A 25,495-nucleotide genomic window follows, 5' to 3' on the forward strand; every position below is an offset into this window, starting at 1 on the left:
CTGATATTCGCCATACGACAAACAAAATGTGGGAGCTGGCTTGCCTGCGAAAGCGGTGGTTCAGTTGAATATTCAGTGACTGACACGCCGCCTTCGCGGGCAAGCCCGCTCCCACATTAGGTCAGCGTCAGCATTTTTTGCTCCATCGCCACACGCTCCAGACTTTTAAAATCTCCGACGCACCGATCAATCCAGCCATTGCCAGTACGTTGTAATGCGGGAAGACTCGAGCGCCAATCAACAGGAGCGAAACGGAGGGAATAATGTGCACAAGTCGTAAGGGGGTTTGAAAAAAGACAAGCCACCTGACTGATTTTTTCTGAAGAAAAAACATGGCACAGGATGCAAAAATTGAGGCCTGTAAAACCAACGCCCCCATAAACATGACAATTTGCACATCACTGTGCTCTCGCAAAACATCTGAGGCGCTTATCACATCACTCAGATACGGAATTCCTTTTTTTCAGACGCCTCATCTGGCGTGACTGGATGACCTCTTACTCGCCCATCAACCTCAAGCTCTCCTCCTCAATAAACCCAAACACCTCTTCCGCCACACTGTACTGAAACTGCTTACGCCGATGCTTGGAAAGCTTCCCACCGTTATCCAGGCACATCATCACCAGCTTCGACAGATCGCTGCCGCGCACGTCGTAGCGTTGGTTCACCGCTTTGATCACTTGGTCATAACGGTCGAGGAATTCGGTTTCTTCGCGCAGTTCCACTTCCAGTGCGCGGCGGGCCATTTGCAGGGTGAATTCGACGCAGCGGGTCGCATCCCAGTAGCGATAGATCGAGGGGTGGCCGATGAAGTCGAACGCCATGTGGTCGGCGTCCAGCCAGGTGACGTTCCAGAATTCCCGAGTCGGCTGGGAGAAGGTCTTGAGTGCCTCCAGATAGGCTTGTTCCTCGTGCTTCATGGCGACAGAGACCGGTAGCAGCAAGCCATTTTCCAGTGCGCCGTAGTGGCAGAGCGTCTGGTGAATCAGGAAGCGAGACAGGCGCCCATTACCGTCCATGAACGGGTGCAGGAAGACGAAACCAAAAGCGGTGACCGCGGCCGCCACTAAAGGATCGACGTCTCGCACGGGCTGGTTGGCGAAGGCCATCAGCTCTTCCATCAATTCCTGGCAAAGCGCGGGAGCTGGCGGCACGTAGCTCACACCGGCTGCGCCGCGCAACCCGTTGTGCAGATGGTTCTGTTCGTGGCGAAACGCGACGGCTTTGTCAAAGGGATTGGAGATGGTGCTGTTTTGCAGCTCGACCAAGTAGTCCTCGGTGAGCAAACGGCCTTCGTGGGCCTGGCGCAGGAGTTGAACGAAGCGACGGGATTTTTCTTCGCTGGGTTGTTCTTTTTCGATGGCAAATGAATCGCGGGTTTCGTGCAGGTATGCCCACTGGATCGCGCGGTCCATCATTTCGGGTGGGAGAGTGGCCATGAAGGATTTGGCGCGAGCTAATACGTCAAGCGCCAACAACGCTTCCAGCTCGGGCGTTCGCTCTACGGTGGCGCAATAATGCAAAGAGCCCAAACCGTTGAAATCCACTCGCCAACGACTGTTGCGAATGCTCGGGCCGGTTACATAGCGCTGGGGATCGAACAAGGGAACAACGCGACCACGAACAGGAAGGGTGTGATCCAGCATTTTCCCGGTAAAGCCTTCCCAAAGAAAACAGGCTTTTCGGATAAACGCACCGTTAGGCGAGTCGGCCAGCGCGTCCAAAAACGGTTCTGGGCCGAGCTGTTCAAACACCTGGGCAAGTATCGCCAGGTTCACGCCTTCATGCTTAAGCGCAAATAACACATGCTCAAACAGCGCATGTTGGGCGGGCGCCACCGAATGGGGAACTGCCAGGCAGTCGCCGATCAAGGTAATCCTGGTCACCGGCTTGATCATCGCAGTCCTCAAGGGTGCGATAACCTTTAGACCCAGCGCCTCACACAGATGAGCGTATCCGACTGTTGGCATGGCGAGCTTTCCAGAAAAAATTCACTTAGGCGATTAAAGCCCAGTTTTTTTTACCGCTCACCATTTTTTTTTACATACTCGCCCTTATTTGGATATTTTTTTACACCCCTCGCCCACCCCGCAACATCAAGTTCAACTCATCCACCACCACCGCCCAATCCGCATCCTCCAGAATCTCTTCCCGCAAAAATGCCTTCTGGGCGTCGCTCCAAAAAAACGCCTCCGCCAGTTCCAAATCCGGCTTGAGCGGCGAATGAGAGGCGACAAATTGCTCGATACTGACCGGGTCGTGCGGCAAGCCAAGCTGTTTGAACAAAGCCGGTAGGCTGTGCACTGGCGATTCCATGGAGGGTTCCTCATAAGTAGGTTGAAGTGAGTCTAGCGGCAGCCTTCAGGTTGCGGCGCCGGTGCGTTGCATAGCACGAACAACCGCGCCATGGCGCCACCGCCGTCCTGGCGACTGAGTTCGTGCCAACTGGTGGGCAGCGGCGCGAATTCATCCGGGGCTTCGTTGCTGCTGATCAACCATACCCGTCGCGTTTGAGCAGGCAGTGCTGAGAGGCGGTCCAGATAGATGCGGCCACCGTCCTGGTCCACCAGTGTGCCGAAACCATAGGCGTTCGGGCGAGTGGCAGTCCCGTCGGGTTTGGGGGGGGTGTAGAGCTGAAGTTGCGCGTCGGTCTGGTCGTAATACACGTAGCTGAGGTACCACATCATGTCGCTGAGGACGATGCGGTCGCCTTCCTGGTAGTTGCGATTGACGAACTCCACCGGCACGTTGAACTGGTCGTGTTCATCCACCTCGAAGTTGTTTTTTAACCCCAGCAGTTCTACGCCAACAAACAGTGCGAACAACGCCACGCCCAGCCAGGACAAACGGGACGGCAAACGGTCGATGGCAAGCGCCAGGACTATCGGCAGGCCTAACGCATACACCGTGAGGTAGCGCTCGATAAACACGGGCGAGATAAAGGACACGCCATAGACCAGCAGCAGCGGTAGCAGGCAAAACAGTGCCGGTAGGCGCGCCGCGTTATTGCGCCAGGCCGTCGATACAACCACCACGGCCAGCAGCAGGGGTAACAGCCAGAACAGCGGCGGCCACAGGCCGAGACCGTCATCCTGCAAAAGGAACTGCCAGACCATCGACGGTAGCGACAGCAGATTGACCGGCTCTTCCCAACCAATGTCGCCGCCGACTTTGAGCTGTTCGACGTGCTGCACCAGGTCCAGCAGGTTGGGCAGCCAGGGTAGATACAGCAACACTATCGCCACGTTGGCGACCCACCAGGCAGGTCGCGTGATCAAGCGCTGACCCGGCGCCTGCAACCCCAGGTACGCCCAATGCACCAGCACGCACAGCGCAGTGAAGTAGTGGGTATAGAAGCCGGCGCTCATCAGCAGCACATACACAGCCAAATAGCGCGCGCATTCGGGCTGCCTCACCCAGTACACCAGCGCCAGCGTGGCGCCCAGTAGCCACACGCCCAGCAGCGAATACATACGCACTTCCTGGCTGTAGCGCACCGCAGTGGGCAGTAGAACCAGCAGGATCCCCGCCAGCACGGCTGCGCGTCGGGTGGACAGTTGCCGTGTCAGCCAGATGCCCAGGCCCACGACGGCCACGCCGGGGATCGCACTCAGGCTGCGAATTGAGCCGATGCTGTCGCCGAACACCTCGATCCAACCGCGCAGCAGCAAGAAGTACAGCGGCGGGTGCACATCATGGGCCGCGTGAAACCACAGGTCGGCCAGGGCGTATTCGCTGAGCAACAGGCTGGAGCCTTCGTCGCCCCAGATCGCCGCCGAGGTGAGGTGGTAAAACCGCAGGGCCATGGCCAGCGCCAGGATCGGTACCCACCATAAACGGCTGAGCCAGCCGGCGCCCTCCCAGCTCAAGCGATGAAAGGCAGGCAATGCCTCGACTTTTTCGTGTTGCTCTACCACAGACCGACGCATATCGACTCCGCTACTACTGCCCTCTTACAGGACAAACACTGCGCATGCGCAAACACCGCCACTCTAGGCCAAAAGCCCTGGCCTCGCTGCTGGAATCGGACAAATCAGCAATTTGTGTAGGCCTTCACCGAAGCACTCGCCGGATCAGGCTATTATTGCCCCTTCTCCAAGGACTCAGGATCAAGGAAACGTTATGCGCATCGGTTTGTTGTCACCTCTGGCCCTGGCCCTGCTGGCCGGTTTTTCCCTACCGGCCCAGGCCAGTTCTGACGACTCGTGCTACCCCGACTGGCGGGTATCGCGTGACAGCTACGAGCCTTGCAGCAACCAGCCCTTTCTCAGCCCGGGCAACGACAGCCGAGTGAACCTGCGCCTGTTGCTGGCCGACAAGAAAGCAGCGCCCCTGGCCCCCAATGCCTTGGGCGAAGACGATTTGGCGCAAGGGTTCGGCCCGGTGCCGTTTCCGGTGTACCGCCTGGTGCCGGCTCCGGCCACGAATGAGGAGCCTGACAACAAGGCTGACGATTCACGCACAGCCGAACTCGACACGCTGCTCCAGCCCCTGGGCATCAAGCGCGAGGAGTACAAGACCGCAGGCCAGGCCTTCCTGAATGGCGAAGGCAGCCGTTGCCGCAGCAATGACGATGACAGCGCCACGGCGTTTATCAGCCAGGTGATCAAGGCCCAGATGCCGCCCGCCGAGCGCGATGTGTTGGTCAAAGCACGCCTGCAATTACTGAGCACCTGTGACTGGAGCCGCCAGGTGGTGGACGCGCAGCTGACCCCGTCGGCCAATGCTCAGTTGTTTCGTACCTACTTGCAGGCCGCCGGCGATTTCTACAGCGGGCGCTTCGATTACGCCGAGCGCGGGTTCGCCGCCGCCGCCACCAGCGATGTGCCGTGGCTGAAGGAAACGGCGCTGTACATGACTGCGCGTACGTCGCTGAATCAGGCCCAGGCCGAAGCCTTCGACGAATACGGCATGCCGCAACGCGAGCATGTGGATAAGTCGGCCCTGAGCGATGCCGAGCAAGGCTTTCTCGGTTACCTGAAAACTTACCCACAGGGCGATTACGTCGCCTCCGCCCGTGGGCTCTTGCGCCGTGTGCACTGGCTGGCGAACGACGATGCCAAGCTTGCCGAAGACTTCACCTGGCAATTCACCGAGGCCACCGACGCCCAGCGCAATGTGAGCGTGGACGAACTGGTGGAAGAGGCCGACCTCAAGTTACTGATGGTCGGCAACAAAGCCGCGAACAGCCCGATGCTGCAAGTGGTCAGCGACCTGATGGCGATGCGGGCCCACACCCCGCCGCTGTTGAGCCGCGAAGACCTGGATAAGCAAAAGAGCACCTTCGCCACTGAGCCCGCGCTGTTTGACTTCCTGCAAGCCAGCTATGCCCTGTACGTCGAGCACCAACCCGACACGGCCTTGAAGCACCTGCCTGCGGATGTGCCATCGAGCCTGGATTACTTCGCCTTCAGCCAACAGACCCTGCGCGCCCTCGCCCTGGAGGCCAAGCAGGACTGGAAAGGCGCCGAAGCCCTGTGGCTGCAACTGCTGCCGCTGGCCAAGCAACCGCTGCAACGTGACCAGCTGGAGCTGGCATTGGCCATGAACTACGAGCGCAGCGGCCAACTGGCCAAGGTGTTCGCCGCCGACTCACCGATCAGCGCCAAGCAAGTGCGCTACATCCTGCTGCGCAACGTCGCCGGCCCCGACCTGCTACGCCAGCAGATCGCCAACGCCAGCGACCCGATCGAGCGTCAGAGCGCGCAATTCGTGCTCCTCTACAAAGACCTGCTGCGCGGCCAGTACGCCACCTTCGCCGATGACCTCAAGCAGGCCTCGCTCTCTGACGACAAACTCGGCACCAGCCTGGGCTACACCTATACCAGCGGCCAGACCTTGAAGCTGTTCCAATGGAACGGCGACAAGGCCGAATCTGGGTACGCGTGCCCAAGCATCGCGCAAACCGCGGCGACCCTGCAGAACGAGGCCAAAAACCCGCACGCGTTGAACTGCTTCGGTGAATTCATCCTGCGCAACGGCCTGGACGGCATGCCGTTGGAACAACCCCGCGCCGCCGGCAGCCTGGGCAGTACCGCCTCGGACTTCAAGGGTGAAACCTTCTCGCGCCTGGACGGCTACAAACAGGTGATCGCCAACGCCAAGGCGCCGAAAACCGACAAGGCCTATGCGTTGTTCCGCGCCATCAACTGCTACGCGCCGGCCGGCTACAACAGCTGCGGCGGCGAAGACGTTGCGCCGGCAGTGCGCAAAGCATGGTTCCGCCAACTCAAGAGCGGTTTTGCCGATACCCAGTGGGGCAAATCGCTGCAGTACTACTGGTGAAATCGCTGTGGCTAGGCTTGCTGTTGCTGGCAAGCCCGGCTTTTGGCGCCGTTGACGCAGGCGACTACGACGCCTTCTGGCTGTGGAGTGGCGTCATGCCCCAGCCGGTCATCAAGCAGGCAAAAACCCTGTACATCCTGCAAGGCCAGATCAACGCCACGCGCCGCGCACCCCAGCGCGGTGTACAACTGATCGCCCAGGGCATGAGCGTGCCGCGCATTACTCAAGGCGACGTCTGGGTGGTGTACCGCGCCCACACCCTGCGCTGGCCGGAACGGGTCTACACCCAGGTGCTGGGCCAGGTGCAACGCTGGCGTGACGCCGGCAACCCGGTGGTCGGTATCCAGATCGACTTCGATGCCCGCACCCAATACCTGCACGAATACGCCGACTTCCTGCGCGACCTGCGCCAACGCCTGCCCGCCGACCTGCGCCTGAGCATCACCGGGCTGATGGACTGGAGCAGCAACGCCGACCCGGCCGCCATCGCCCAGCTCAAAGGCGTGGTGGATGAAGTGGTGGTGCAGACGTATCAGGGGCGGCACAGCATCCCTGACTATGCCGCGTATTTGCCGCGGATGAATCGGCTGGGCGTGCCGTTCAAGATTGGCTTGATTCAGGGCGGGGAGTGGCAAGAGCCGGGGTATCTGCGGGGCAATGAGTGGTTTCGGGGGTATGTGGTGTTTTTGCAGAACCTTTGAAGTTTGGTAACACCAGTAGGAGCGAGCTTGCTCGCGAAAAACGTCAACGACAACGCGTGTTTCCTGATTGAACGCGGCGCCTGTGAGTTTTTCGCGAGCAAGCTCGCTCCTACAAAAAGCCTTAGCATCGAGCCGGTTTTTTGCAGGTGGCCTTAGAGGCTTGGATGATATAAGTTACCTTTATTGCTTTAAAGAGTGATATATCATGCAAGAGACAGCGAAGCCCTACCCGCACAAAGGGTACATCTCAGAGAGAAGCGCTGAGCTAATGAGAGGTATCGGGAACGGTATCGAAATAGCCCGCATTCGTCGCCGGTTGAAAATCTCCACCATATGCAGCCGCGCGGGCATTACGCGGCAGACGTATCAGCGGCTGAGGCAGGGCGAGGCCGGCGTATCCCTCGGCGTGCTGATGAATGTGCTTAGCGCGATGGACTTGGAAGAAGGTATGGCGAGCATTGCGTCACCAGAACTTGACCAGGTTGGCATTACCATGAGCCTCGCCCGTGAGCCTGAGCGAATTCGCACTGAAGGAGAACCCGATGTCCTGGAAGCCGATTGGTAATGCCTTTGTTTTTTCAGCTCACTTAGTCGGTGACCCGGTCCCTGTTGGCGAGGTGGCCATGCATGGGAATGGATTCGTTTTTCGCTACGCCAACAGTTGGCTCGCGCGGCCCGACGCATTTGCGATTGACCCGCTGAGTTTGCCACTGACCCCTAACCAGTATTCCTCGACGCGCATGTTTGGTGTGCTCGACGATGCAACGCCCGATAATTGGGGTCGGCGTGTTCTGCTGGCGACCCACAAACAGCATCCACAAAACGAAGTTGAATGGCTGCTTGCCTCGCGGGGAGCAGGAGTGGGTTGCCTGCTGTTCAGTGCGTCAAGAAGTCAGCTGCCAACCCTGCACCAACCCCCGCAATTTGAAGACCTTGAGAAAATCATGGTGGGCCTTGATCGAGTCGAGAAGGGTGACGTCGACCTGCCTGCGGAAATCGCACGGTTATTCGAGTTTGGGAGTTCCATGGGCGGCGCCAGGCCGAAGGTCACCGTGACCCATGAAGGCAAGGAATGGATAGCTAAACTCGGCCGTAGCGACGATGTGTTCGACCAGCCACGGGCGGAATTCGCCAGCCTTCAAATGGCGGATGCAGCAGGTCTACCCGCAGCCAAGCACAAGTTGGTAGAGGTCGCCGGCAAACCGGTGTTGATGGTCGAGCGTTTTGACCGACATGAAGCCGCTGGTCGCGAGCACTATGTCAGCTGCAACTCTCTGGTAAGCACTGAGAAGCCGAGAATGCGGGTTGATGCGGCTGACGGTGCCGTTTCCTACTCCAGGATCGCCGACGTATTGAAGAAGGTCAGCGACGATGCCACCTTTGACATGCGTGAGCTTTACAAGCGTATGGCTTTCAATGTGCTCATCGGCAATAGCGACGACCACCTGAAACAAACCGGGCTACTGCTGACCAGCGCCTCGGGCTATTCCCTTGCGCCAGTATTTGACGTGTTGCCCCACCCTACCCAACTAGGCTTGCAGGCGCTCATCATCGGCAATGAAGGCCGGTTATCGTCTGTCAGTAATTTGCTGAGTACGCCTGAACGCTTTGGGTTGGGGGCCGATGAAGCAAGGTCCATCGTCACGGATATGTATGCCGTCGTGCGAGAAGCCTCCGGTTTTTTCGAAGCAGCAGGCTGCAGCGGTGCCGAGGTGCGCATGCTTTCCAATGTGTGTACACGATTTGCAGCGGACCTGGTGTAGGGCGGCAACAGAGCGCACCCTTGAAGGGTGCGCGCCGCAGCAAATATCACCTAAACGCTAAGTTACCAATCGTAGGTCAGGCTCGACACCACCGTGCGTCCTTCCCCGTAGTAGCAATCCAGATCACTGGTGCACTGCGAGACGTAGGTCTTGTTGCTGAGGTTCTGCACGTTCATCGCCAGCTTCACGCCCTTGAGCTTGAGCGGCGAGGCGCCCAGGTCGTAGCTTAGGCTTGCATCGTAGACACTGTAGGACGGCACGTTGAAGGCGCCTTCGTAGTAGTCGCCCAGGCTTTGACGGGCGTAACGCACGCCAAGCCCTGCACCCAGCCCCGCCAAGGGCGTGTCGCCGAGCACGGTGTAGTTGACCCACATCGAGGCGGTGAGTGGGGAGATGCCGGCCGGGTGGCGACCTTGGCGGCCATCGTTGTCCTTGGTGTATTTGACGTCATTGCGCGCAGCCGAGGCGACCACGTCCCAGGCATCACTCAAGACGGCCTTGGCTTCCAGTTCAACACCTCGCGAGCGCAGGGCGCCGCTTTGGGTGCTGAAGGTGGTGTCCACCGGGTTGGTGGTCAGCACGTTTTCCTGATCCAGTTGATAAACAGAGGCCTGGATGAAGCTCTTCTGGCCCGGCGGCTGGAACTTCACGCCGACTTCGTACTGTTTGCCGGTGGAGGGTTCGAAGGGTTTTCGGTTCGCATCAGTGCCGGCCAGCGGCAGGAAGGATTCCGAATAGCTGACGAAGGGCGACACGCCGTTATCGAACAGGTACACCAGGCCCGCACGGCCGGTGAATGCCTGGTCTTTGCTGGCAAAGCGGGTGTCCTGTATCGGCTCCTTGTTCACCACATTCGCCCAGTCATAGCGGCCACCGAGTACCAGCACCCATTTATCCAGCTTGATCTGGTCCTGCAGATACAGGCCGGTCTGGGTAATGGTGCGGTCCCAGCGGTACGGTTGGCCGAAGTTCAAGGGCTGGCCGTACACCGGTTTGAACAGGTCGATGATCGGCGGGTTGCGGTCATACAGGCCATGGAACTGCGAGTTGGAATGGTAGTAGTCCAGGCCAACGATGAAGGTGTGGGACAGTGCGCCCGTGTCGAATTCAGCCTGGGCGATGCTGTCCACGCCGAACACTTTGTTGGTCTGCGACCAGTCCACGCCGAAGCGTTGCAGGTAGCGTTGGTCCTGCACGCCGGTGTTGGGGTTGGCGACAAAGCGGTAGCCGTGCAAGGGCGCGGTGTAGCGGTCGTCGACCTCGGCGTAACGGGCGTTTTGCTTAAGGGTCCAGATGTCGTTGAGGCGATGGGAAACTTCGTAACCCAGCACGTATTGCTCGCGGTTGTACTGGTTGACGCCCGGCTCGCCGATAAACACATCGCGCTTGATCTTGCCGTTGGGGTTGTCCCACAGCGTGCCGGACGCCGGCAGGCCTTGGGCTTCGGGCACGCCTTTGTCTTTCTGGTACTGGGCGAACAGGGTCAGGCTGGTGTCGTCGTTGGGGCGCCAGGTGAGGCTGGGGGCGATGAACTGGCGCTTGTTTTCGACGTAGTTGATTTCGTCTTGCGCGTCATTCGCCAGGCCGGTCAGGCGGTAGAGAAACTGCCCCTCCTCGTCCAACGGGCCGCTCAGGTCGATGGCCGCGCTTTTGTGTTCGTAGGTGCCGGCTTCCAGTACCACTTGGTGTATCGGCGTTTCGCTGGGGCGCTTGCTGACCATATTGACGATACCGCCCGGCTGGTTCTGGCCGTAAAGCACGGACGCCGGGCCTTTGAGCACTTCGATGCGTTCCAAGGAATACGGTTCGATCTGCAACGCGCCCCCGGTGCTGCCACCGCCATAAGGCAGGTGCAGACCGTCCAGGTACAGCGGCGTGGGCGAGAAGCCGCGTGACGTCGGCTCGTCGAACAGTTTGACTCGGTCGGCAAAACCACCCGCGCTCATACCTGGGGTGTAGAGCAACGCCTGGGTGACACTCTGGGCGCCACGCGCCTTGATCTCGGCGGCGGTGATCACGTTGATGGTCTGGGGGATTTCTACCAGCGCCGAGTCGGTCTTGCTGCCCGAGGCGCTGCGCTTGGCGACAATACCGTCCACCGGACCCCAGGCGCTTTCCTGCTCCTGCCGGCCGCTGATCTGGGTCGCGCCCAACTGCAAGGCTCCGTCGCCGGAAAGGGCCTGCAACGACCAACCGCCCTGGGATTGCACCGCCGCCAAACCGCTGCCCGCCAGCAAGCGCTGCAACCCCGAACCTACACCGTAACGCCCTTTCAAGCCGGCGCTGCGCTTGCCGTCGGTGAGCGATGCGTCAACCGACAGCAAGATGCCTGAGGCACTGGCGAAACGGTTCAACGCCTGGTCGAGGCTGCCCGCGGGAATGTCATAGCTGCGCAGCGCTTCGGTGCTTTCTTCGGCTTGAACCATGCTCGGCAGTACAGGCGCCGTTGCCAGCAGGCCGGCAAACAGGCCACGACGCAGCGCGCGGGCCAAAGGTTGGATTGGGTGGTGCGACATGGCAGGACTCCCCGTGAGAACGCTTCTTGATTGGCTTTCAAGAGGTATCCCGAACGGGCCGCAGAAACCGACAAGCCCTGTACAAAGTATTTTCAGACCCGCGCCTTGATCGTTACCCAGTAACGGGTCACCGCCTGCACGTGCACGGGCAATGAACGCTCCAAGGCCGCCAGGATCGCGTCGGTGTCGTTCAGCGGGAAGACGCCGGTCAACAGCAGCTTCGACACCGCCTGATCACAGCGCAACAGGCCCGGGCGGTAGCGGCTCAGTTGCGCCACGAACTCACCCAACGGCTGGCGCTCGGCAACCAGACGGTGCTCGGTCCAACTGCCGGCATTGGCGCTCACTGCCGGCAACGCGGTGCTTTGACGCGCGTTGAACCACAGGCTGTCCCCTGCCTGCATATGCACCGGCGTACCCTGCAACGGCGTGACCCGCAGGCGACCTTCGTACAAATCCACGCGGCTGCCGTCGGGCAGTTCACGCACCGCAAAGCGCGTGCCCAACGCCTGCACATCACCGGCTGGCGTTTCGACGATCAACGGGCGCGAGGCGTCGTGGCCGCTGGTCAGCAGGACCTCGCCTCGGATCAGCCGAATACGCCGCTCGGTAGCACTGAAACGCAGGTCTACGGCGCTGTCACTGTTAAGGTCCAGTTGCGTGCCGTCGCTCAAGGTCATATGGCGAATTTCGCCCGTGGCGGTACGCAGCTCTGCAAAGGCCGCTTGCCAGGTTTCACTGCGTTGCACCAGGTAGCCGCTGCCACCGGCCACCAACAGCAGGCCGAGCAGTTTGAGCGCGGCCCGGCGTTGGGTATCCGGGGTGTCGCGCAATACTGCGCGAGCGCTGTCGGCAGGTACGCCGCCCAGGGTGTGTTGCAGCTGCTGCAAGCGCTGCCAGGCGCGGCGGTGTTCCGGGTCAGCGGCCTGCCAGCGGGCAAACGCCTGGCGCTGCTCGCCCTTGAGCTCGTCGCCCCATTGCAGCATCAACCACTCGCTGGCTTGCTCGACAATCGCGGGGGCGATAGGCGCGTCGTGTTTCATTCTTCGTACACCACCTGGTAGCAGGCGACAATGGCGCGGGTCATGTACTTCTGCACCGAGCTGACGGTGACGCCCAGGCGTACGGCGATTTGCGCATAGCTCAAGCCTTCGAACTGCGAAAGTAAAAACGCACGGCGTACATTGTCGGGCATGCGGTCGAGCATGGCGTCGATCTGCATCAGGGTTTCGAGGATCAGCGCGCGGGTTTCCAGGGAAGGCGACTCGGGCTCGGGCAGGTGCGCGATGCTTTCCAGGTACGCACGCTCGATGCGCAGGCGGCGCCATTGGTCGATCACCAGGTTGCGGGCGATCTGCGCCAAATAGCTGCGGCTTTCCTTGTCACCCGGAAAACGCCCGGCCACCAGCAGGCGCAGGAAGGTGTCCTGCGCCACATCGGCGGCCTGTTCGCGGTCGCCCAGGCGCTTGCGCAACCAGCCTTGCAGCCAGCCATGATGGTCGCGGTACAGGATGTGAAGCTGTTGCTGGCCGTCAGTCGCGATGCCCATGAAAAGCTCAGAAGTGTTATTGAGAGCAATTATCATTACATCTTATTTGGCGACTGACAAAAACTCTTTGTTGCTCAGCGCCCAGCGGTCTGCAACGGATACACCGACTCCCACCCTCCTCCCAACGCTTTGTACAGCCCGACCATGGCCAATGACACGCCGGTGGAGCTCTCTACCCACTGTTCCTGAGTCGCCAGCAATGCGCTTTGCACGGTGAGTACGTTGACGAAATCCGCCACGCCTTCGACGTACTGGTGTTGGGCGGTGGTCAGCGCAATTTGGTTCTGGCGCACAGCTTCCGCGAGGCTGTTGCGGCGCAGTTGGCTGGCGTTGTAGCGGGTCAGTTGGTCGTCGATTTCATGCCAGGCACGCAGCACGGTTTGCTGGTAGGCCAGGGCCGCTTCCTGTTGCTGGGCTTCGCGTAAATCCACCATGCCTTGCAGGCGCCCGCCGTTGAACAGCGGTAGGCTCAACTGTGGGCCGAAGGCAAAGGCGCGGGAACCCCAGGAACCGAAATCCGAGAGCTGCATGGCTTGGGAGCCGAGGCTGCCGGACAGGGTGATGCGTGGGTAAAAGTCGCCCTTGGCCACGCCGATGCTGGCAGTGGCAGCGTGCAAGCGAGCCTCTGCCTGACGGATGTCTGGGCGGCGCTCGGCGAGTTCCGATGGCAGGCCGATCGCGACCTGGCGCTGTGTTTGCGGCACAGGGGCGTCTTTGGACAGCTGCGCGTACAGCGCCTGGGGTGGCTCGCCCATCAGCAGACTAAGGGCGTTGATCAATTGGTCCTGGCGCTGTTGTAAATCCGGCAGGCGCGCCTCGATAGCCGCGACTTGAGCGGCGGCTTCGGCCACGTCCAGGTCGGTCGCGACGCCGTCGGCCAGACGCAGTTGCGAGAGCTTGAGGCTGTGGCGCGCGACGTCGAGGTTTTGCTCGGTCACGGCGCGGGTATTTTGTACGCCGCGCAGTTGGATGTAATCCTGGGCGGTCTCGGCCAGTACCGACAACAGCACGGCGCGACGGTCGTTTTCGGCGACTTCCAGGGTGGCGTCGGCGGCTTCGGTTTCGCGCTTGACCCGGCCCCAGAAGTCCAGTTCCCAAGAAGCGGAGAAGCCCATGTCCCATTGGTTGAAGGCTGCGCGGCCATTCTCGCCGGAAGGGTCGTTCAAACCTTTGCCACTGTTACGTTTGCGCTGGTAGCCGCCACCGGCATCCACATTGGGGTAACGCTCGGCGGTGGTCACCTGGCGTACGGCGCGGCTCTGTTGCAGGCGGCTGCTGGCCAGTTTCAAGTCGAGGTTATCGCTAAGGGCGCGGCGTGTCAGGGCGGAAAGCTGCGCGTCGTGGAACACGTCCCACCAGCGTTCCTGCAAGGGGTCGCTGACGGCGCGGCTGGCGGCCTGGCGGCCCTGGGGTTCGCTCCACTGATTGATCTGCGGGCTCTCGGGCCGCTGGAAGTCGGGACCGACCGTGCAGGCACTCAGGCTGATCAGGCTCAAGGTGAGCCAAGCGAGGTGTTTCATTGCTGGGCCACCTCACGCTGTTGCGCGACCGGCCGGGTGTCGACGCTGGCTTCCACCGACATGCCGACGCGCAAACGCTCGGTCAGTGGCTGGTTCGGTTCGAGGACGATCTTCACCGGAATACGCTGCACCACCTTGGTGAAGTTGCCGGTGGCGTTGTCGGGCTTGACCGAGGCGAAGGTCACCCCGGTGGCAGGCGCCAGGCTTTCCAGATGGCCTTTGAGCAGTTCGCCGTCAAGGCTGTCGACGCTGACTTGCACCGCTTGCCCCGCGTGCATATGCGACAGTTGGGTCTCTTGGAAATTGGCCACCACGTAGGCTTCGGCCAGTGGCACCACCGCGAGGATCTTGCTGCCCGGTGTCACATAGGCGCCGACCCGCACCGCACGCTCACCGACCATGCCATCCACCGGTGCGACAATGCGCGTGTAAGACAGCTGATAACTGGCCATTTCCAGCGCGGCCTGGGCGCGTTTGAGCCCACCTTCGGCGGCGTCGCGCTGGGCGGTGAGGATTTCCACCTGCTTGCGTTCGGCGGCCAGCACGGCGGTGGATTTGGCCAGGCGCGCGGTAGCCTGGTCGATGCGGGTCTTGGCTTGCTGGGCGTTCTGCACGGTGCCCGCACCAACGCCAGCGAGGTGGTTGTAGCGATTCAGTTCATGCTCGGCAAACGCCACTTCTGCGCGATCTGCTGCCACGGTGGCCTGGGCCTGGGCGATCACCGAGCTCTGGCGCTCCAGGGTCGCGCCGGCGTTTTTCAGCTGGGCCTGGGCGACCAGGGTGTCGGCATCGGCGGCCTGGGCGGCGGCGCGAAAGTCGCGGTCGTCGATCAGCGCCAACAGTTGGCCGGCCTTGACGCGCTGGTTGTCCTCTACCAGTACTTCCTTGATGAAACCCGCCACCCGCGGCGCAACCAGGGTGAAGTCGGCGGCGACGAAGGCGTCGTTGGTGGTCTGGTGCTTGCTGCCCAGTACGCCCGGCGCAATCAGGTAAACCAGCACGCCGACGGCAAATACAGCAATAACGGAGACGGCAATTTTGTCTTTGCGTTTCATGGAAAGTCCTTGAGGTCAGGCCGGAGCGCGAGGCGGATAGATCCGCGTGGGCATCCAGAAAATCAGCAGGATCAACGCCACCGCGACACCGGCCATGACGACGTAAAGATCCGAAGAGGTCAGCACCACGGTCTGCTCGTGCAAGCGGTGGGCGAGGCCCGGCGCGTCAGCGTCGGCCAGGGGCGAATTGCCCAGGCGGTCCACCAACATGGTTGAATGGAAATGCCCGCGCTGGGTGGTCAATGTATCCAGCACCGCAGTGGCGATCACAGCAGCCAGGCCCTTGACCGTATTGAACCAGGCCGAAGCGAAAGGCCCTTCAATGGGTTGAATACTGCCGGTAGACAGCATCAGCAGCGGCAGCACGGCCATCGGCTGACCGAAAATCTGCAGCAGGTACCAGCCATAAAAGTCGTCACGAATCCACGCCGAGGTCAGGTGCGAGCTGCCGATGCAGCACAGCACCAACATGCTCAGGCCAATGCCCAGCACCCAGCGGCAATCGACCCAGCGCAGGTTGCACAGCGCCGCCACCAGCGGCAGCGCAATCAACTGCGGCAGCGCCATCAGCAGCATCACCGGCGCAGTTTGCAGCGGCCGGTAGCCCTGGACCTGGGCGAGGAAACTCGACGGGATGATGATCACCGAGGTCAGCACCATCAGCACGCCGGCCAGCACGATCAGGGCGAAGGCCAGGTTGCGCAGGCCGAGCATCTGCAGGTTGAAGAAGGGCAGCGGCTGCGACCATTCGTTGAGCATGAACAGCACCAGCAACAATGTGCCGCCACACAGCAGGAAGGTAATCAGGCCCGATTCGAACCAGTCCAGGCGATTGCCCTGCAACAAGCCGATCACCAGCATGCAAATCGCCGGAAAGCCCAATAGCAGGCCACGCCAGTTGAACTGCTTGAAGCGCTCCAGGCGCAGCGGGTCTTGTGGCAAACCGTAGGCCACGGCCGCCATGGCCAGCAGGCACGGCGCGACGATCTGCCAGAACGCCCACTGCCAGCCGACGTATTCGGTCCACAACGCCGCCAGCGGCGTGCCCAGGCTGGGCCCGAAGGTGGCGGTCAGTGCGTAACCGGCCAACCCGTACAACTTGACGTTGGCCGGCAAAAAACGCAGCGCCACGGTCATCAGCATCGGCGGCAGCGCGCCACCGGCCAGGCCTTGCACGGTACGCAGCAGCAGCAGGCTTTCGTAGTTCGGCGCAAACGGGCAAAGGATGCCCAGCACGGTGAACAAACCGATAGCGCACAGGGTGAAGCGACGCAGGGAAAACGTCACCGAACACCACGGCGCGAAGGCCATGGCTGCCACGGAGGTGGCGGTATAGGCGGCGACCAACCACGTGCCTTCATCAAAGCCGATGTACAGCGCGCCACGGATATCGGCGAGAGCAACCTTGGTGACCATCTCGTTGAGACCGGAGACCAGCACCGCCAGCAACACGCCGAGCAAGCCGATGATGATGCGCGGGCCGAACACGGGTGGGCTCGGGGCCGTAGGTTTGGCTGCGGCCTGGAGGACGGGGGCAGCGAGGGACGTCATGAACAGGTAACTCGGAATGAGAAATACCCGAGCAGTTTAATCAGGCACTCTCATGACAAAAAGTTACTTGTTGGCAGGTTATAAGTGCGCCAGGCGCAACTTTGAACATCAACACTGAACCCTGTGGGAGCTGGCTTGCCTGCGATAGCGCCAGTTCAGTAAGAGATTCAGTGACTGACACGCCGCCTTCGCAGGCAAGCCAGCTCCCACATTCATCCGCGTTCGCTTTATACCGGCTGGGCTTCTAGCCAGGTGGCATGACAGCTTTCGCGCATGGTTTCACGCAGCCATTTGTGCGCCGGGTCTTTGTCGAAGCGTGGGTGCCAGGATTGCGCCAGGACCAGGGTTGGCAGTGGAATCGGCAAGGCAAATGCGCGCAGTGGCAGGTTCAGACGCTTGGCGCTCAGGAGGGCTTCCTTGGGTACCGGCAACAGCAGGTCGGAATCGGGCAGCATGAACATCGCACCGTGAAAGCCTGGGGCGATCATGGCCACACGGCGCTCCAGGCCTTGGGCATTCAACGCGGTATCGATGGGCCCACGGGCGATGCCGCGCCGGGAGATGCTGATGTGGGAGTAGCTGGCAAAGCGTGCCGCCGTGATTTCTTCGTCGAACAGCGGGTGGTCTTGTCGTGCCAGGCCGACAAAGGTGGTGGAGAACAGGTTCTGCACCTTCACTTCCGGGCTGGCAGGCATGGTGTTGCTCACCCGCAAGTCCAACCGCCCTTCGCGCAAGGCTTCATCGTCCGTGTCGCCTTCGGGCACGAAGCGCAGCTCGCACAGCGGCGCCATGCGCTCCATGGTGTCGAACAGTCGCCCGCCATACACGCCGATGAAAAAGTCATTGGCGCGCACGCTGAAGCGGCGGCGCAAGGTGCTCAGATCGACTTGGTCCGCCGAACGGAACAGCAACGCAGCCTGCTCCACCACATTGCGCACCTGGCCTTGCAACTCGAGCGCCTTGGGCGTCGGCACCAGGCCACGGCCGGCACGCACCAGGATCGGGTCACCGACCGCTTCACGGATACGCGTGAGGGTGCGGCTCATGGCGGCCGGGCTAAGGTTCATCCGCCGCGCGGCGCCCACCACACTGCCCTCGTCGAGCAACGCGTCGAGGGCGACCAGCAGGTTCATGTCTGGTAGTTGCATGCCAAGCACTCGTGGTCCGTTGGGAGTGAACTGGGCGCAATCCTAGCAGGCTTTATCGGGTTAGAACGGCGCGTCACCCTGAATCGTGGTGCGGTACAACTTGCGGCGCAGATGGCTTGGGCACCCGGCGGCCAGGTGGATCAGCGAGCGGTTGTCCCAGAACACCAGGTCGTGGGGCTGCCACTGATGACGGTAGATATTTTCCGGCAGCACGCTGTAGGCATAGAGCTGGGCCAGCAGGTCACGGCTTTCGTCATCGGGCAAGCCGACGATACGGGTGGTGAAGCCCTCGCTGACGAACAGCGCCTTACGGCCGCTTTCCGGGTGGGTGCGCACAACGGGGTGCACCACTTCGGCAACCTGGGCGAGCTGTTCGGGGGTAAGGATTGGGCGCCAGTTGCCTTCGAATTTGGTCTCGCTGTAGCGCGCCGTGTAGGAATGCGCGGCGCTGCGGCCTTCGACCGCGTTGCGCAGGTGACCTGGCAAGTGCTCCCAGGCTTTGTGCATATCGGCGAACAGAGTGTCGCCGCCTTCAGATGGCAGTTCCTGGGCATGCAGCATCGAACCCAGGCTGGGCAGTTCTTTGTATGACAGGTCCGAATGCCAGAACTTGCCTGCATCCCCCAGGCCGATGGATTGGCCGTTCTCGATGATGTTGGAAACGATCAGGATCTCGGGGTGGTTGGCCAACAGGAACTGCTTGAGCACATGGATCTGCAACACGCCGAAACGGCGGCTGAAGGCGATCTGTTGTTCGGGGGTGATGCGTTGGTCGCGGAACACGATGACGTGGTAGTCCAAGTGTGCGCGATGGATGCGGGCGAAGTCCTGCTCGTTGACTGGGCGGGACAAGTCCAGGCCGATGATCTCGGCGCCGACACTGCCGGGGAAGGGGTGGATGTCGAAGGTTTGGAGGGCGGTGGTGGCAGACATTTGATTCATTCCCGGCGGACAGGGGAGTGAATTTATAGGCATAAGGATGGAAGCTTAAATACCGTTAGCGCATATGGATATGGCGTTTGGTTTGAGCTGTAGCGTGATGCTGACGGCTCACCGGGGGCAAGCCCCCTCCCACATTCTGATTGGTGAACACATTCAAATGTGGGAGCTGGCTTGCCTGCGATAAGGTCGGACAGGCGCTGAAGATCAACGCTCGTGCAACGCCTCGGCCCGCGCCTTGATGATCGGCTTGAGCAGGTAGCTGAGGATGCTTTTCTTGCCGGTGATGATATCCACCGAAGCAACCATGCCGGGGATGATCAGCAGCGGCTTCTCATCGGTGCCCAAGTGGCTGCGGTCGGTGCGCAGAGTGATCATGTAGTAGGTGGTCTTCTTGTCTTCATCAGTGATGGTGTCGGCGCCGATGCGTTCGAGCTTGGCCTTCAGGCCACCGTAGACCGTGTAGTCGTAAGCGGTGAACTTGACCACCGCTTCCTGCCCTGGGTGCAGGAAGGCGATGTCTTGCGGGCGGATCTTGGCCTCTACCAGTAGGGTGTCGTCCAGCGGCACGATTTCAACCATATCGCTGCCCGGCTGGATCACACCCCCAACGGTGTTGACCAGCAACTGCTTGACGATCCCGCGCACTGGCGAGGTGACCAGGGTGCGGCTGACCCGGTCTTCCAGCGCGCGGCCGGTGGACTCGGCCTTGTTCAGTTCAGTACGGGCTTCGTTGAGTTGGGTCAGGGCTTCGCTGCGGAATTTGCCGCGGGTTTCATCGATCTTGCGTTGCACTTCCTTGATCGCCGATTCAGCACGCGGGATCGCCAGGGTGGTGGCGTCCAACTGCCCGCGGGTTTCCATTTCGGCGCGCTTGAGGCGCAGCACTTCTACCGGCGACACCGCGCCCTGGGCCACCAGCGGCTCGGACATGTTGATTTCCTGGCGTTGCAGGGACAACTGGCTGCGGTATTGGCCCTGCTTGGAGGTGAACTCGCGCAGTTCCTGTTGGCGTTGCACGAGTTGTTCCTGCAAGCCGCCGACTTCGTCTTTCAACTGCTGGCGGCGGCTTTCATACAAGGAGCGCTCGTTGGCGGCCTGGCTCGGCGCGGCCTTGAGCACCTCGTCAGGGATGTTCAGCGGGCGGTCATCCACCTGGGCGCTCAAACGCTCGACACGCAGTTGCATGGCCAGGCGCAGGGCTTCGGTTTCCCCGGCGTTGGAGACAAACCGCGTGTCGTCGAGACGAATCAACGGCGCGCCGGCCTCTACGATCTGGCCTTCCTTGACGTACAGCTCGGCGACGATGCCGCCTTCAAGGTTCTGGATTTTCTGCAGCTTGGACGACGGAATCGCCTTGCCGTCGCCACGGGTCACTTCGTCGATCTGGGAGAAACCGGCCCACACCACCAGAAATACAAAGAACGCGATGATTGCCCAAATGGTCAGGCGGATGACCCGTGGCGCATCTTCGATCAGCGCCTTGTTGACCTCGGGCAGCGGCTGGCCCTGCAGCGAATCGGAGCCTTTGAAGTAGCGGCCGACCGCACTCTTGATGGAATTAAGCAACACTGATCTGCCCCTTCTTCAACGCTTCCATGACCACGGCTTTCGGGCCGTCCGCGAGAATCTGCCCACGGTCGACCACCAGCAGACGATCAACCAGGGAGAGCAGTGAGGCTCGGTGCGTGACCAGCACCACGGTTTTGTTTTGCACCACGGCTTGCAGGCGTTGCTTCAAGCGTTCTTCGCCGGTGTTGTCCATGGCGCTGGTGGGTTCGTCCAGCAGCAGCATGGGCGGGTTGAGCAGCAGCGCACGGGCCAGGGCAACGTTCTGGCGCTGGCCGCCGGACAGGTTCTGCCCACGCTCGCCGACTTGCAGTTCGTAGCCTTGGGGATGCAGACGGGCAAATTCGTGCACGCCAGCCAGTTCGGCGGCTTGCAGGACCATTTCATCCTCGACGTAGCGCGCACCGCTGACCAGGTTGTCGCGCAGGGTGCCGGCCAGCAATTGAATGTCTTGGGCGACATAGCCGATGTTGTGGCGCAGCTCGCTCACGTCGATCTGGCGCACGTCCACGCCGTCCACCAGCAAGGAGCCGGAGTCGGGTTGGTAAAGGCCGACGATCAACTTGGCCAGGGAGCTTTTGCCCGAGCCGCTGCGGCCGATGATGCCGATTTTTTCCCCTGGCTTGATCACCAGGTTGATGTTTTTCAGCGCCAGGTTCTGCTGGTTCGGGTAAGTGAAGTTCAGGCCCCGGCACTCGATGGCGCCTTGCAGGGTGCGACGGCTCATGGGGCGCTCTTCGAAGTTGCGCTCCTGGGGCAGCTCCATCATCTGGTCCACCGAGGTCATGGTGACCTTGGCTTGCTGATAGCGCGTCAGCAGGCCCGACAGCGAGGCCAACGGGCTCAAGGCACGACCACTGAGCATGTAGCAGGCAATCAGGCCGCCCATGCTGAGGTTGCCGTCGATGATCTGGTACACGCCGAACACGATCATGATCACGCCGGCCAGTTGCTGGATCAGCAGGGTCATGTTCATCGACAGGCCCGACAGCAACTTCACCCGAAGCTCAAGCCGGCTCAGGGTACCGATGGTCTGTTCCCAGCCGTACTGACGCTCGCTCTCGGCATTGTTGACCTTGACCGCATCAAGCCCGGCGAGGGTTTCGATCAGGCTCGACTGGCGCTCGGCGGCCAGCGCCATGGTGCGTTCCATGGTCGCGACCAAGGGCTTTTGCAAGGCGTAGCCGATGCCCAGGGCCAGTGGGAACGCCAGCACCGGGATCCACACCAGGTGCCCGCCGAGAATGGCGATGACCAGGAAGATCAGCAGCGTAAACGGCAAGTCGATCAGGCTGGTGAGGGTCAGCGACGCGAGGAAGTCGCGCAGGCTTTGAAACTCATGGATGTTCTGCGCGAAGCTGCCGACCCGCGCCGGGCGGTATTTCATGGACATGCCGACGATGCGCTCGAACAGCGTGGCCGAGATGATCAGGTCGGTCTTTTTACCGGCCAGGTCCAGGCACAGGCTGCGCAGGCTTTTGAGGATCAGGTCGAACAGGTAGGCACCGCAGATGCCCACGGCCAGCACCCACAGGGTGGCGGTGGCCTGGTTCGGCACAACGCGGTCGTACACGTTCATCACGAACAGCGGCGCGGCCATGGCGATGATGTTGATCAGGAAGCTGGCGGCGATGGCGTCGGTGTAGAGCCAGCGTGAACGCATGAGGGTGTCACGGAACCACGAGCGCGCCCGCGGAATCAGGCTGCCGTGGTTGACGTCGAACTTGTGCTGCGGCTGTGCAAAGAAGACTTTGCCGATGTAGTCGTCGGCCAGTGCTTCGCGCTTGATCAGCACTTCACCGCCGTCGCTTTCGCTGAGCAGGATCCGCGCTTCATCTTCGCCCTCCCAGCCCACCAGCACGGTACTGCGACCGTCTTTGAGCAACAGCAGCGCCGGCAGTGCAATGGTCGGGATCTGCTCCAACTTGCGTTGCAGCAGCCGGCCTTGCAACCCGGCCCGTGCAGCGGCACGCGGCAGCAGTTCGGCACTCAAGCGTTGCGAAGGCAGCGGCAGGCCGGTGGTGAGCATGGCCGCACTGGCCGGTTTTTGATGCAGGGCGCAGAGCGCCAACAACCCGTCGAGTAACGGGTCGTCGTGCAGTGCGCGTGGATCATGACTGAGATGAACTCGACTGACTTCAGGTTCCACGCGGGGCACTCTCGACTAACAGATGGGGCTATTGGGGTGGCTCAATTCATCCCAGGCAGTTGGACTTTAGGTTTCACGTCGTTCTGCACGACGGAGGCCATTGGTGCAACCACTCCCTGGCTCTTGAGCAATTCGCCCATGGTCGCCTTGATTCGGTACTGAGTAAATAACTGAATGTTCTTGATTTCTTCCAGGCGGCGGGAAGCGGTGAACAATTCATTTTCGCTGTCGAGCAAATCCAACAGCGTACGTTGACCAAGGCTGAACTGTTGCTGGTAGGACGTGCGTACGCGGGTGCTGTGATCCACGTACTGCTGGGCGACCGGCAATTGCGCATTGGCGTTGTTCAGGGCGTTCCAGGCCAAGCCTAGTTCTTCATTGAGTTGGCGCAAGGCATTGTTACGGATGTCCAGCGCCTGGTTGGCCTGGTAGGACTTCGATTGCAGGTCGGCCTTGTTGCTACCACCGGCGAACAGGTTGAAGCGCATGCGCACCATGGCTTCCCAACCATTGCTGTGGTTGGGATCACCGGAGACGTTGTTGTCGGCGTTGGTACCCAATTCAGCGTCAAAACGCGGATAGAAGTTGGACTTGGCGGCGTCGTACTGCTTCTCGGCGGCAGAGATATCCGACTCGGCCGAACGCAGGATCGGGCTGTTGTCGAGCATCTGGCGACGCGCTTCATTCAGGTCTGCCGGCAGCATGGCCATGAATGGGGCCGGACGCTCGAGTTCGTCGGGCATCTGGCCGACGGCGCTGAGGTAGTTGACCTGCGCATCGGCCAGGTTGGTCTGCTCGGTGATCAAGTTGTTACGGGCCTGGGCCAGGCGCGCTTCGGCCTGGTCCTGGTCGGCACCGTTGCCGACGCCGCGCTCGGTGCGCAACTTGATCTGGTCGTAGATGCGTTCGTGGTTGCGCAGGTTATCTTCGGCCAGGCGTACGAACTCACGACGGGTCAATACTTCCAGGTAAACCTGGGCAACGGTCAGCGCGGTGCGCTCGGAAGTCCCGAGCAAAGAGTAAGCGCGGGAATTAACGTTGGCTTGTTGACGCCCGACTTCGCTGGAGGTGGCGAAACCGTCAAAAATCATTTGCTGCAGGCGCAGGCTGGATTCACCGCGGTTGAGCGTGTCCCAGTGATTGCCGCCAGGATTGTTGGCGCGGGTGGTGGCGTTGTCGGTTCCTTGGCGGCCGTAACCGGCGTTCAGGTCGACACGCGGCAGGTAGCCGCCTTGTGCGGCGCGCAATTGGTAATCGGCAGCGATGCGGCTGTTAACACCTGCCTGGATTTCCGGGTGTACATCCAATGCCTGTTGCATGGCTTGGGGCAGTGTCTGGGCTTGTACGAAACTGGCGGCGAGAACGAACGGTATTGCCTTGAACAGGTGCAGACGCATTTAAAATTCCCTAGGACTTCTTGTCTCAAATCACAGCGATTGGCACCGCTGCGTCGGATAATGGCTACCGTAATGACCGTACGTCGGAAAGTTCAAAAAGCGGAACTGCTTCACACACATGTAGGACGGTTCGCCGCATAAATATCAATGTGACATTACGGGGCCGATTGTTTAGGATGGCGGCCCTAAGGTCAATAGTTTGGCACTAACTAGATAGCTAAAAAATCTAGCCAATTATTTGACGTCAATGCATATATAGACTACGCCCTCCCAATTGGCAGCCCTAATAGCGCGCTGCGAAATGGAATTTGTCGAAACGGATCGCCGGAGAAAATTTTAATGAGCAGTGTTGTTGCCATCGTCAAAAGCATTGTTGGTCAAGTTTTCGTTATTTCTCCGGAAGGTGCTCGGCGCGTACTCGTTGAAGGTGATCGCTTGTTCGCGGGCGACCAGATCGACACCGGTATGTCGGGCGCCGTGAGCCTGGAGCTGGCCGACGGTCGCATTCTGGACCTGGGCCGTGACACCCAGTGGAGCGCCGACCTGCCGGACTCCAGCCTCGACCTCGCCGCTGCCAGCGAGCAAGCCGCGCCATCGGTTGCCGAGCTGCAACAAGCCATCGCCGCTGGCGCCGACCCGACCACCGACCTGGAAGCCACCGCCGCCGGCGCAAACGCTGCCGGTAACGGCGCAGCCGGGGGTGGCCACAGCTTCGTGGTGCTGGACGCGACCGCCGGCCGTGTCGATCCGACCATCGGCTTCCCCACCGGTACGCTTGGTCAGGGCACTTCGGCTCTCAACGCGCTGACCGGTGCCCCAGGCTCCGCTGACGCGGGCAACCTGGTGCTGCAGCCTTCGACCCTGTCCCTGAGCGCAACCCCCACCATCACCGAAGCCGGTGGTGTGCTGACCTACACCGCGACCGTGACGCGGCCATCCAGCAGCGACCTTACCGTCACCTTGTCCAATGGCGCGGTGATTACTATCCCGTCAGGCCAACTGACCGGTACGGTCAACGTACCCTTGGCGCCCAACGACACCCCGTACAACGACCCGAGCCAGATCAGCGTGGGCGTTACGGGCACCACCGGTGGCGGCAACCTGGTATTGACCATCGACCCTAACCCGGCCGTGACGCAGATCACCGACACCATCGACACCACCACGGTCACTCTAACGGCTGGTTCGACCGTGACCGAAGGCGGTCAAATCACCTACACCGCCACCTTGACCAACCCGGCGCAGACGCCGGTGAATGTCACCTTGAGCAATGGCTCGGTGATCACTATCAAAGCCGGTGAGTCGACAGGCAGCGTTGTCGTAGATACGCCAGCTAACGACGTCTACAACAAC

At 61.0% G+C, this 25,495-nt stretch carries 19 protein-coding genes; 5 read left to right on the plus strand and 14 right to left on the minus strand.

Features of this window, described 5'->3' with window-relative positions:
• Window positions 1–497 precede the first annotated feature (497 nt).
• The 3 genes from APH41_RS26560 to APH41_RS26570 all read right to left on the minus strand — a co-directional run bounded on the left by APH41_RS26560 (window position 498) and on the right by APH41_RS26570 (window position 3,929).
• On the minus strand, window positions 498–1,970 hold the full coding sequence (locus APH41_RS26560; RefSeq protein WP_054922426.1) for a Fic family protein: 1,473 nt from the start codon (window positions 1,968–1,970) through the stop codon (window positions 498–500).
• A gap of 100 nt (window positions 1,971–2,070) precedes the next feature.
• The gene (locus APH41_RS26565) at window positions 2,071–2,316 is read right to left on the minus strand and encodes a DUF2789 domain-containing protein (RefSeq protein WP_054922428.1); all 246 of its coding nucleotides are present in this window, start codon (window positions 2,314–2,316) and stop codon (window positions 2,071–2,073) included.
• 32 nt (window positions 2,317–2,348) lie between these two features.
• Window positions 2,349–3,929 (minus strand): glycosyltransferase family 39 protein, encoded by a 1,581-nt coding sequence (locus APH41_RS26570; protein ID WP_054922430.1) that lies wholly within the window; start codon window positions 3,927–3,929, stop codon window positions 2,349–2,351.
• 193 nt (window positions 3,930–4,122) lie between these two features.
• Here APH41_RS26570 and APH41_RS26575 point away from each other — a divergent pair, with 193 nt between their 5' ends.
• From APH41_RS26575 to APH41_RS26590, 4 genes are all read left to right on the plus strand, one after another.
• Window positions 4,123–6,285, plus strand: a complete 2,163-nt coding sequence (locus APH41_RS26575) for a hypothetical protein (protein ID WP_054896850.1) — start codon at window positions 4,123–4,125, stop codon at window positions 6,283–6,285.
• The gene (locus tag APH41_RS26580; protein ID WP_054922432.1) at window positions 6,282–6,986 is read left to right on the plus strand and encodes a DUF3142 domain-containing protein; all 705 of its coding nucleotides are present in this window, start codon (window positions 6,282–6,284) and stop codon (window positions 6,984–6,986) included. Before APH41_RS26575 ends, APH41_RS26580 begins: the two co-directional genes overlap by 4 nt.
• A gap of 205 nt (window positions 6,987–7,191) precedes the next feature.
• Window positions 7,192–7,551, plus strand: coding sequence for a helix-turn-helix transcriptional regulator (locus APH41_RS26585; RefSeq protein WP_054922434.1), 360 nt, complete (start codon window positions 7,192–7,194; stop codon window positions 7,549–7,551).
• Window positions 7,493–8,749, plus strand: coding sequence for a type II toxin-antitoxin system HipA family toxin (locus tag APH41_RS26590; RefSeq protein ID WP_256220344.1), 1,257 nt, complete (start codon window positions 7,493–7,495; stop codon window positions 8,747–8,749). The genes APH41_RS26585 and APH41_RS26590 overlap by 59 nt, the downstream gene beginning before the upstream one ends.
• A 62-nt stretch (window positions 8,750–8,811) precedes the next feature.
• Here the strand turns inward: APH41_RS26590 and APH41_RS26595 are convergent, their stop codons facing one another.
• The 11 genes from APH41_RS26595 to APH41_RS26645 form a co-directional block, all read right to left on the minus strand.
• Complete coding sequence (locus tag APH41_RS26595; RefSeq protein ID WP_054922436.1) at window positions 8,812–11,265, minus strand: TonB-dependent siderophore receptor; 2,454 nt, start codon at window positions 11,263–11,265, stop codon at window positions 8,812–8,814.
• Window positions 11,266–11,357: 92 nt separating this feature from the next.
• The gene (locus APH41_RS26600; RefSeq protein WP_054922438.1) at window positions 11,358–12,308 is read right to left on the minus strand and encodes a FecR domain-containing protein; all 951 of its coding nucleotides are present in this window, start codon (window positions 12,306–12,308) and stop codon (window positions 11,358–11,360) included.
• Entirely contained in the window at window positions 12,305–12,814 is a 510-nt protein-coding gene (locus APH41_RS26605) for a sigma-70 family RNA polymerase sigma factor (protein WP_054922440.1), read from the minus strand. The genes APH41_RS26600 and APH41_RS26605 overlap by 4 nt, the downstream gene beginning before the upstream one ends.
• 74 nt (window positions 12,815–12,888) lie before the next feature.
• Window positions 12,889–14,334, minus strand: coding sequence for an efflux transporter outer membrane subunit (locus APH41_RS26610; protein WP_054922442.1), 1,446 nt, complete (start codon window positions 14,332–14,334; stop codon window positions 12,889–12,891).
• The gene (locus APH41_RS26615) at window positions 14,331–15,389 is read right to left on the minus strand and encodes an HlyD family secretion protein (protein WP_034125416.1); all 1,059 of its coding nucleotides are present in this window, start codon (window positions 15,387–15,389) and stop codon (window positions 14,331–14,333) included. The genes APH41_RS26610 and APH41_RS26615 overlap by 4 nt, the downstream gene beginning before the upstream one ends.
• Before the next feature lie 15 nt (window positions 15,390–15,404).
• Window positions 15,405–16,940: an MFS transporter gene (locus APH41_RS26620; RefSeq protein ID WP_054922445.1), complete on the minus strand. Its 1,536-nt coding sequence runs from the start codon at window positions 16,938–16,940 to the stop codon at window positions 15,405–15,407.
• A 227-nt stretch (window positions 16,941–17,167) separates the two neighbouring features.
• A complete protein-coding gene (locus APH41_RS26625) occupies window positions 17,168–18,088 on the minus strand; it encodes a LysR family transcriptional regulator (RefSeq protein ID WP_054922447.1) in 921 nt (306 codons plus the stop codon).
• Window positions 18,089–18,148: 60 nt separating this feature from the next.
• Entirely contained in the window at window positions 18,149–19,021 is an 873-nt protein-coding gene (locus tag APH41_RS26630; protein WP_156359096.1) for a TauD/TfdA family dioxygenase, read from the minus strand.
• Window positions 19,022–19,234: 213 nt separating this feature from the next.
• The gene (locus APH41_RS26635) at window positions 19,235–20,599 is read right to left on the minus strand and encodes an HlyD family type I secretion periplasmic adaptor subunit (protein ID WP_014716369.1); all 1,365 of its coding nucleotides are present in this window, start codon (window positions 20,597–20,599) and stop codon (window positions 19,235–19,237) included.
• Entirely contained in the window at window positions 20,589–22,745 is a 2,157-nt protein-coding gene (locus tag APH41_RS26640) for a type I secretion system permease/ATPase (protein WP_034125412.1), read from the minus strand. The genes APH41_RS26635 and APH41_RS26640 overlap by 11 nt, the downstream gene beginning before the upstream one ends.
• Window positions 22,746–22,786: 41 nt before the next feature.
• Window positions 22,787–24,142 (minus strand): TolC family outer membrane protein, encoded by a 1,356-nt coding sequence (locus tag APH41_RS26645; protein WP_034125411.1) that lies wholly within the window; start codon window positions 24,140–24,142, stop codon window positions 22,787–22,789.
• A 339-nt stretch (window positions 24,143–24,481) separates the two neighbouring features.
• On the opposite strand from APH41_RS26645, the gene APH41_RS26650 reads away from it, so the two are divergent.
• On the plus strand, window positions 24,482–25,495 hold a 1,014-nt coding region (locus APH41_RS26650), incomplete at its 3' end, for a retention module-containing protein (RefSeq protein WP_054922451.1).

The organism is Pseudomonas sp. NBRC 111138 (genome assembly GCF_001320835.1).
Lineage (GTDB): Bacteria > Pseudomonadota > Gammaproteobacteria > Pseudomonadales > Pseudomonadaceae > Aquipseudomonas > Aquipseudomonas paracarnis.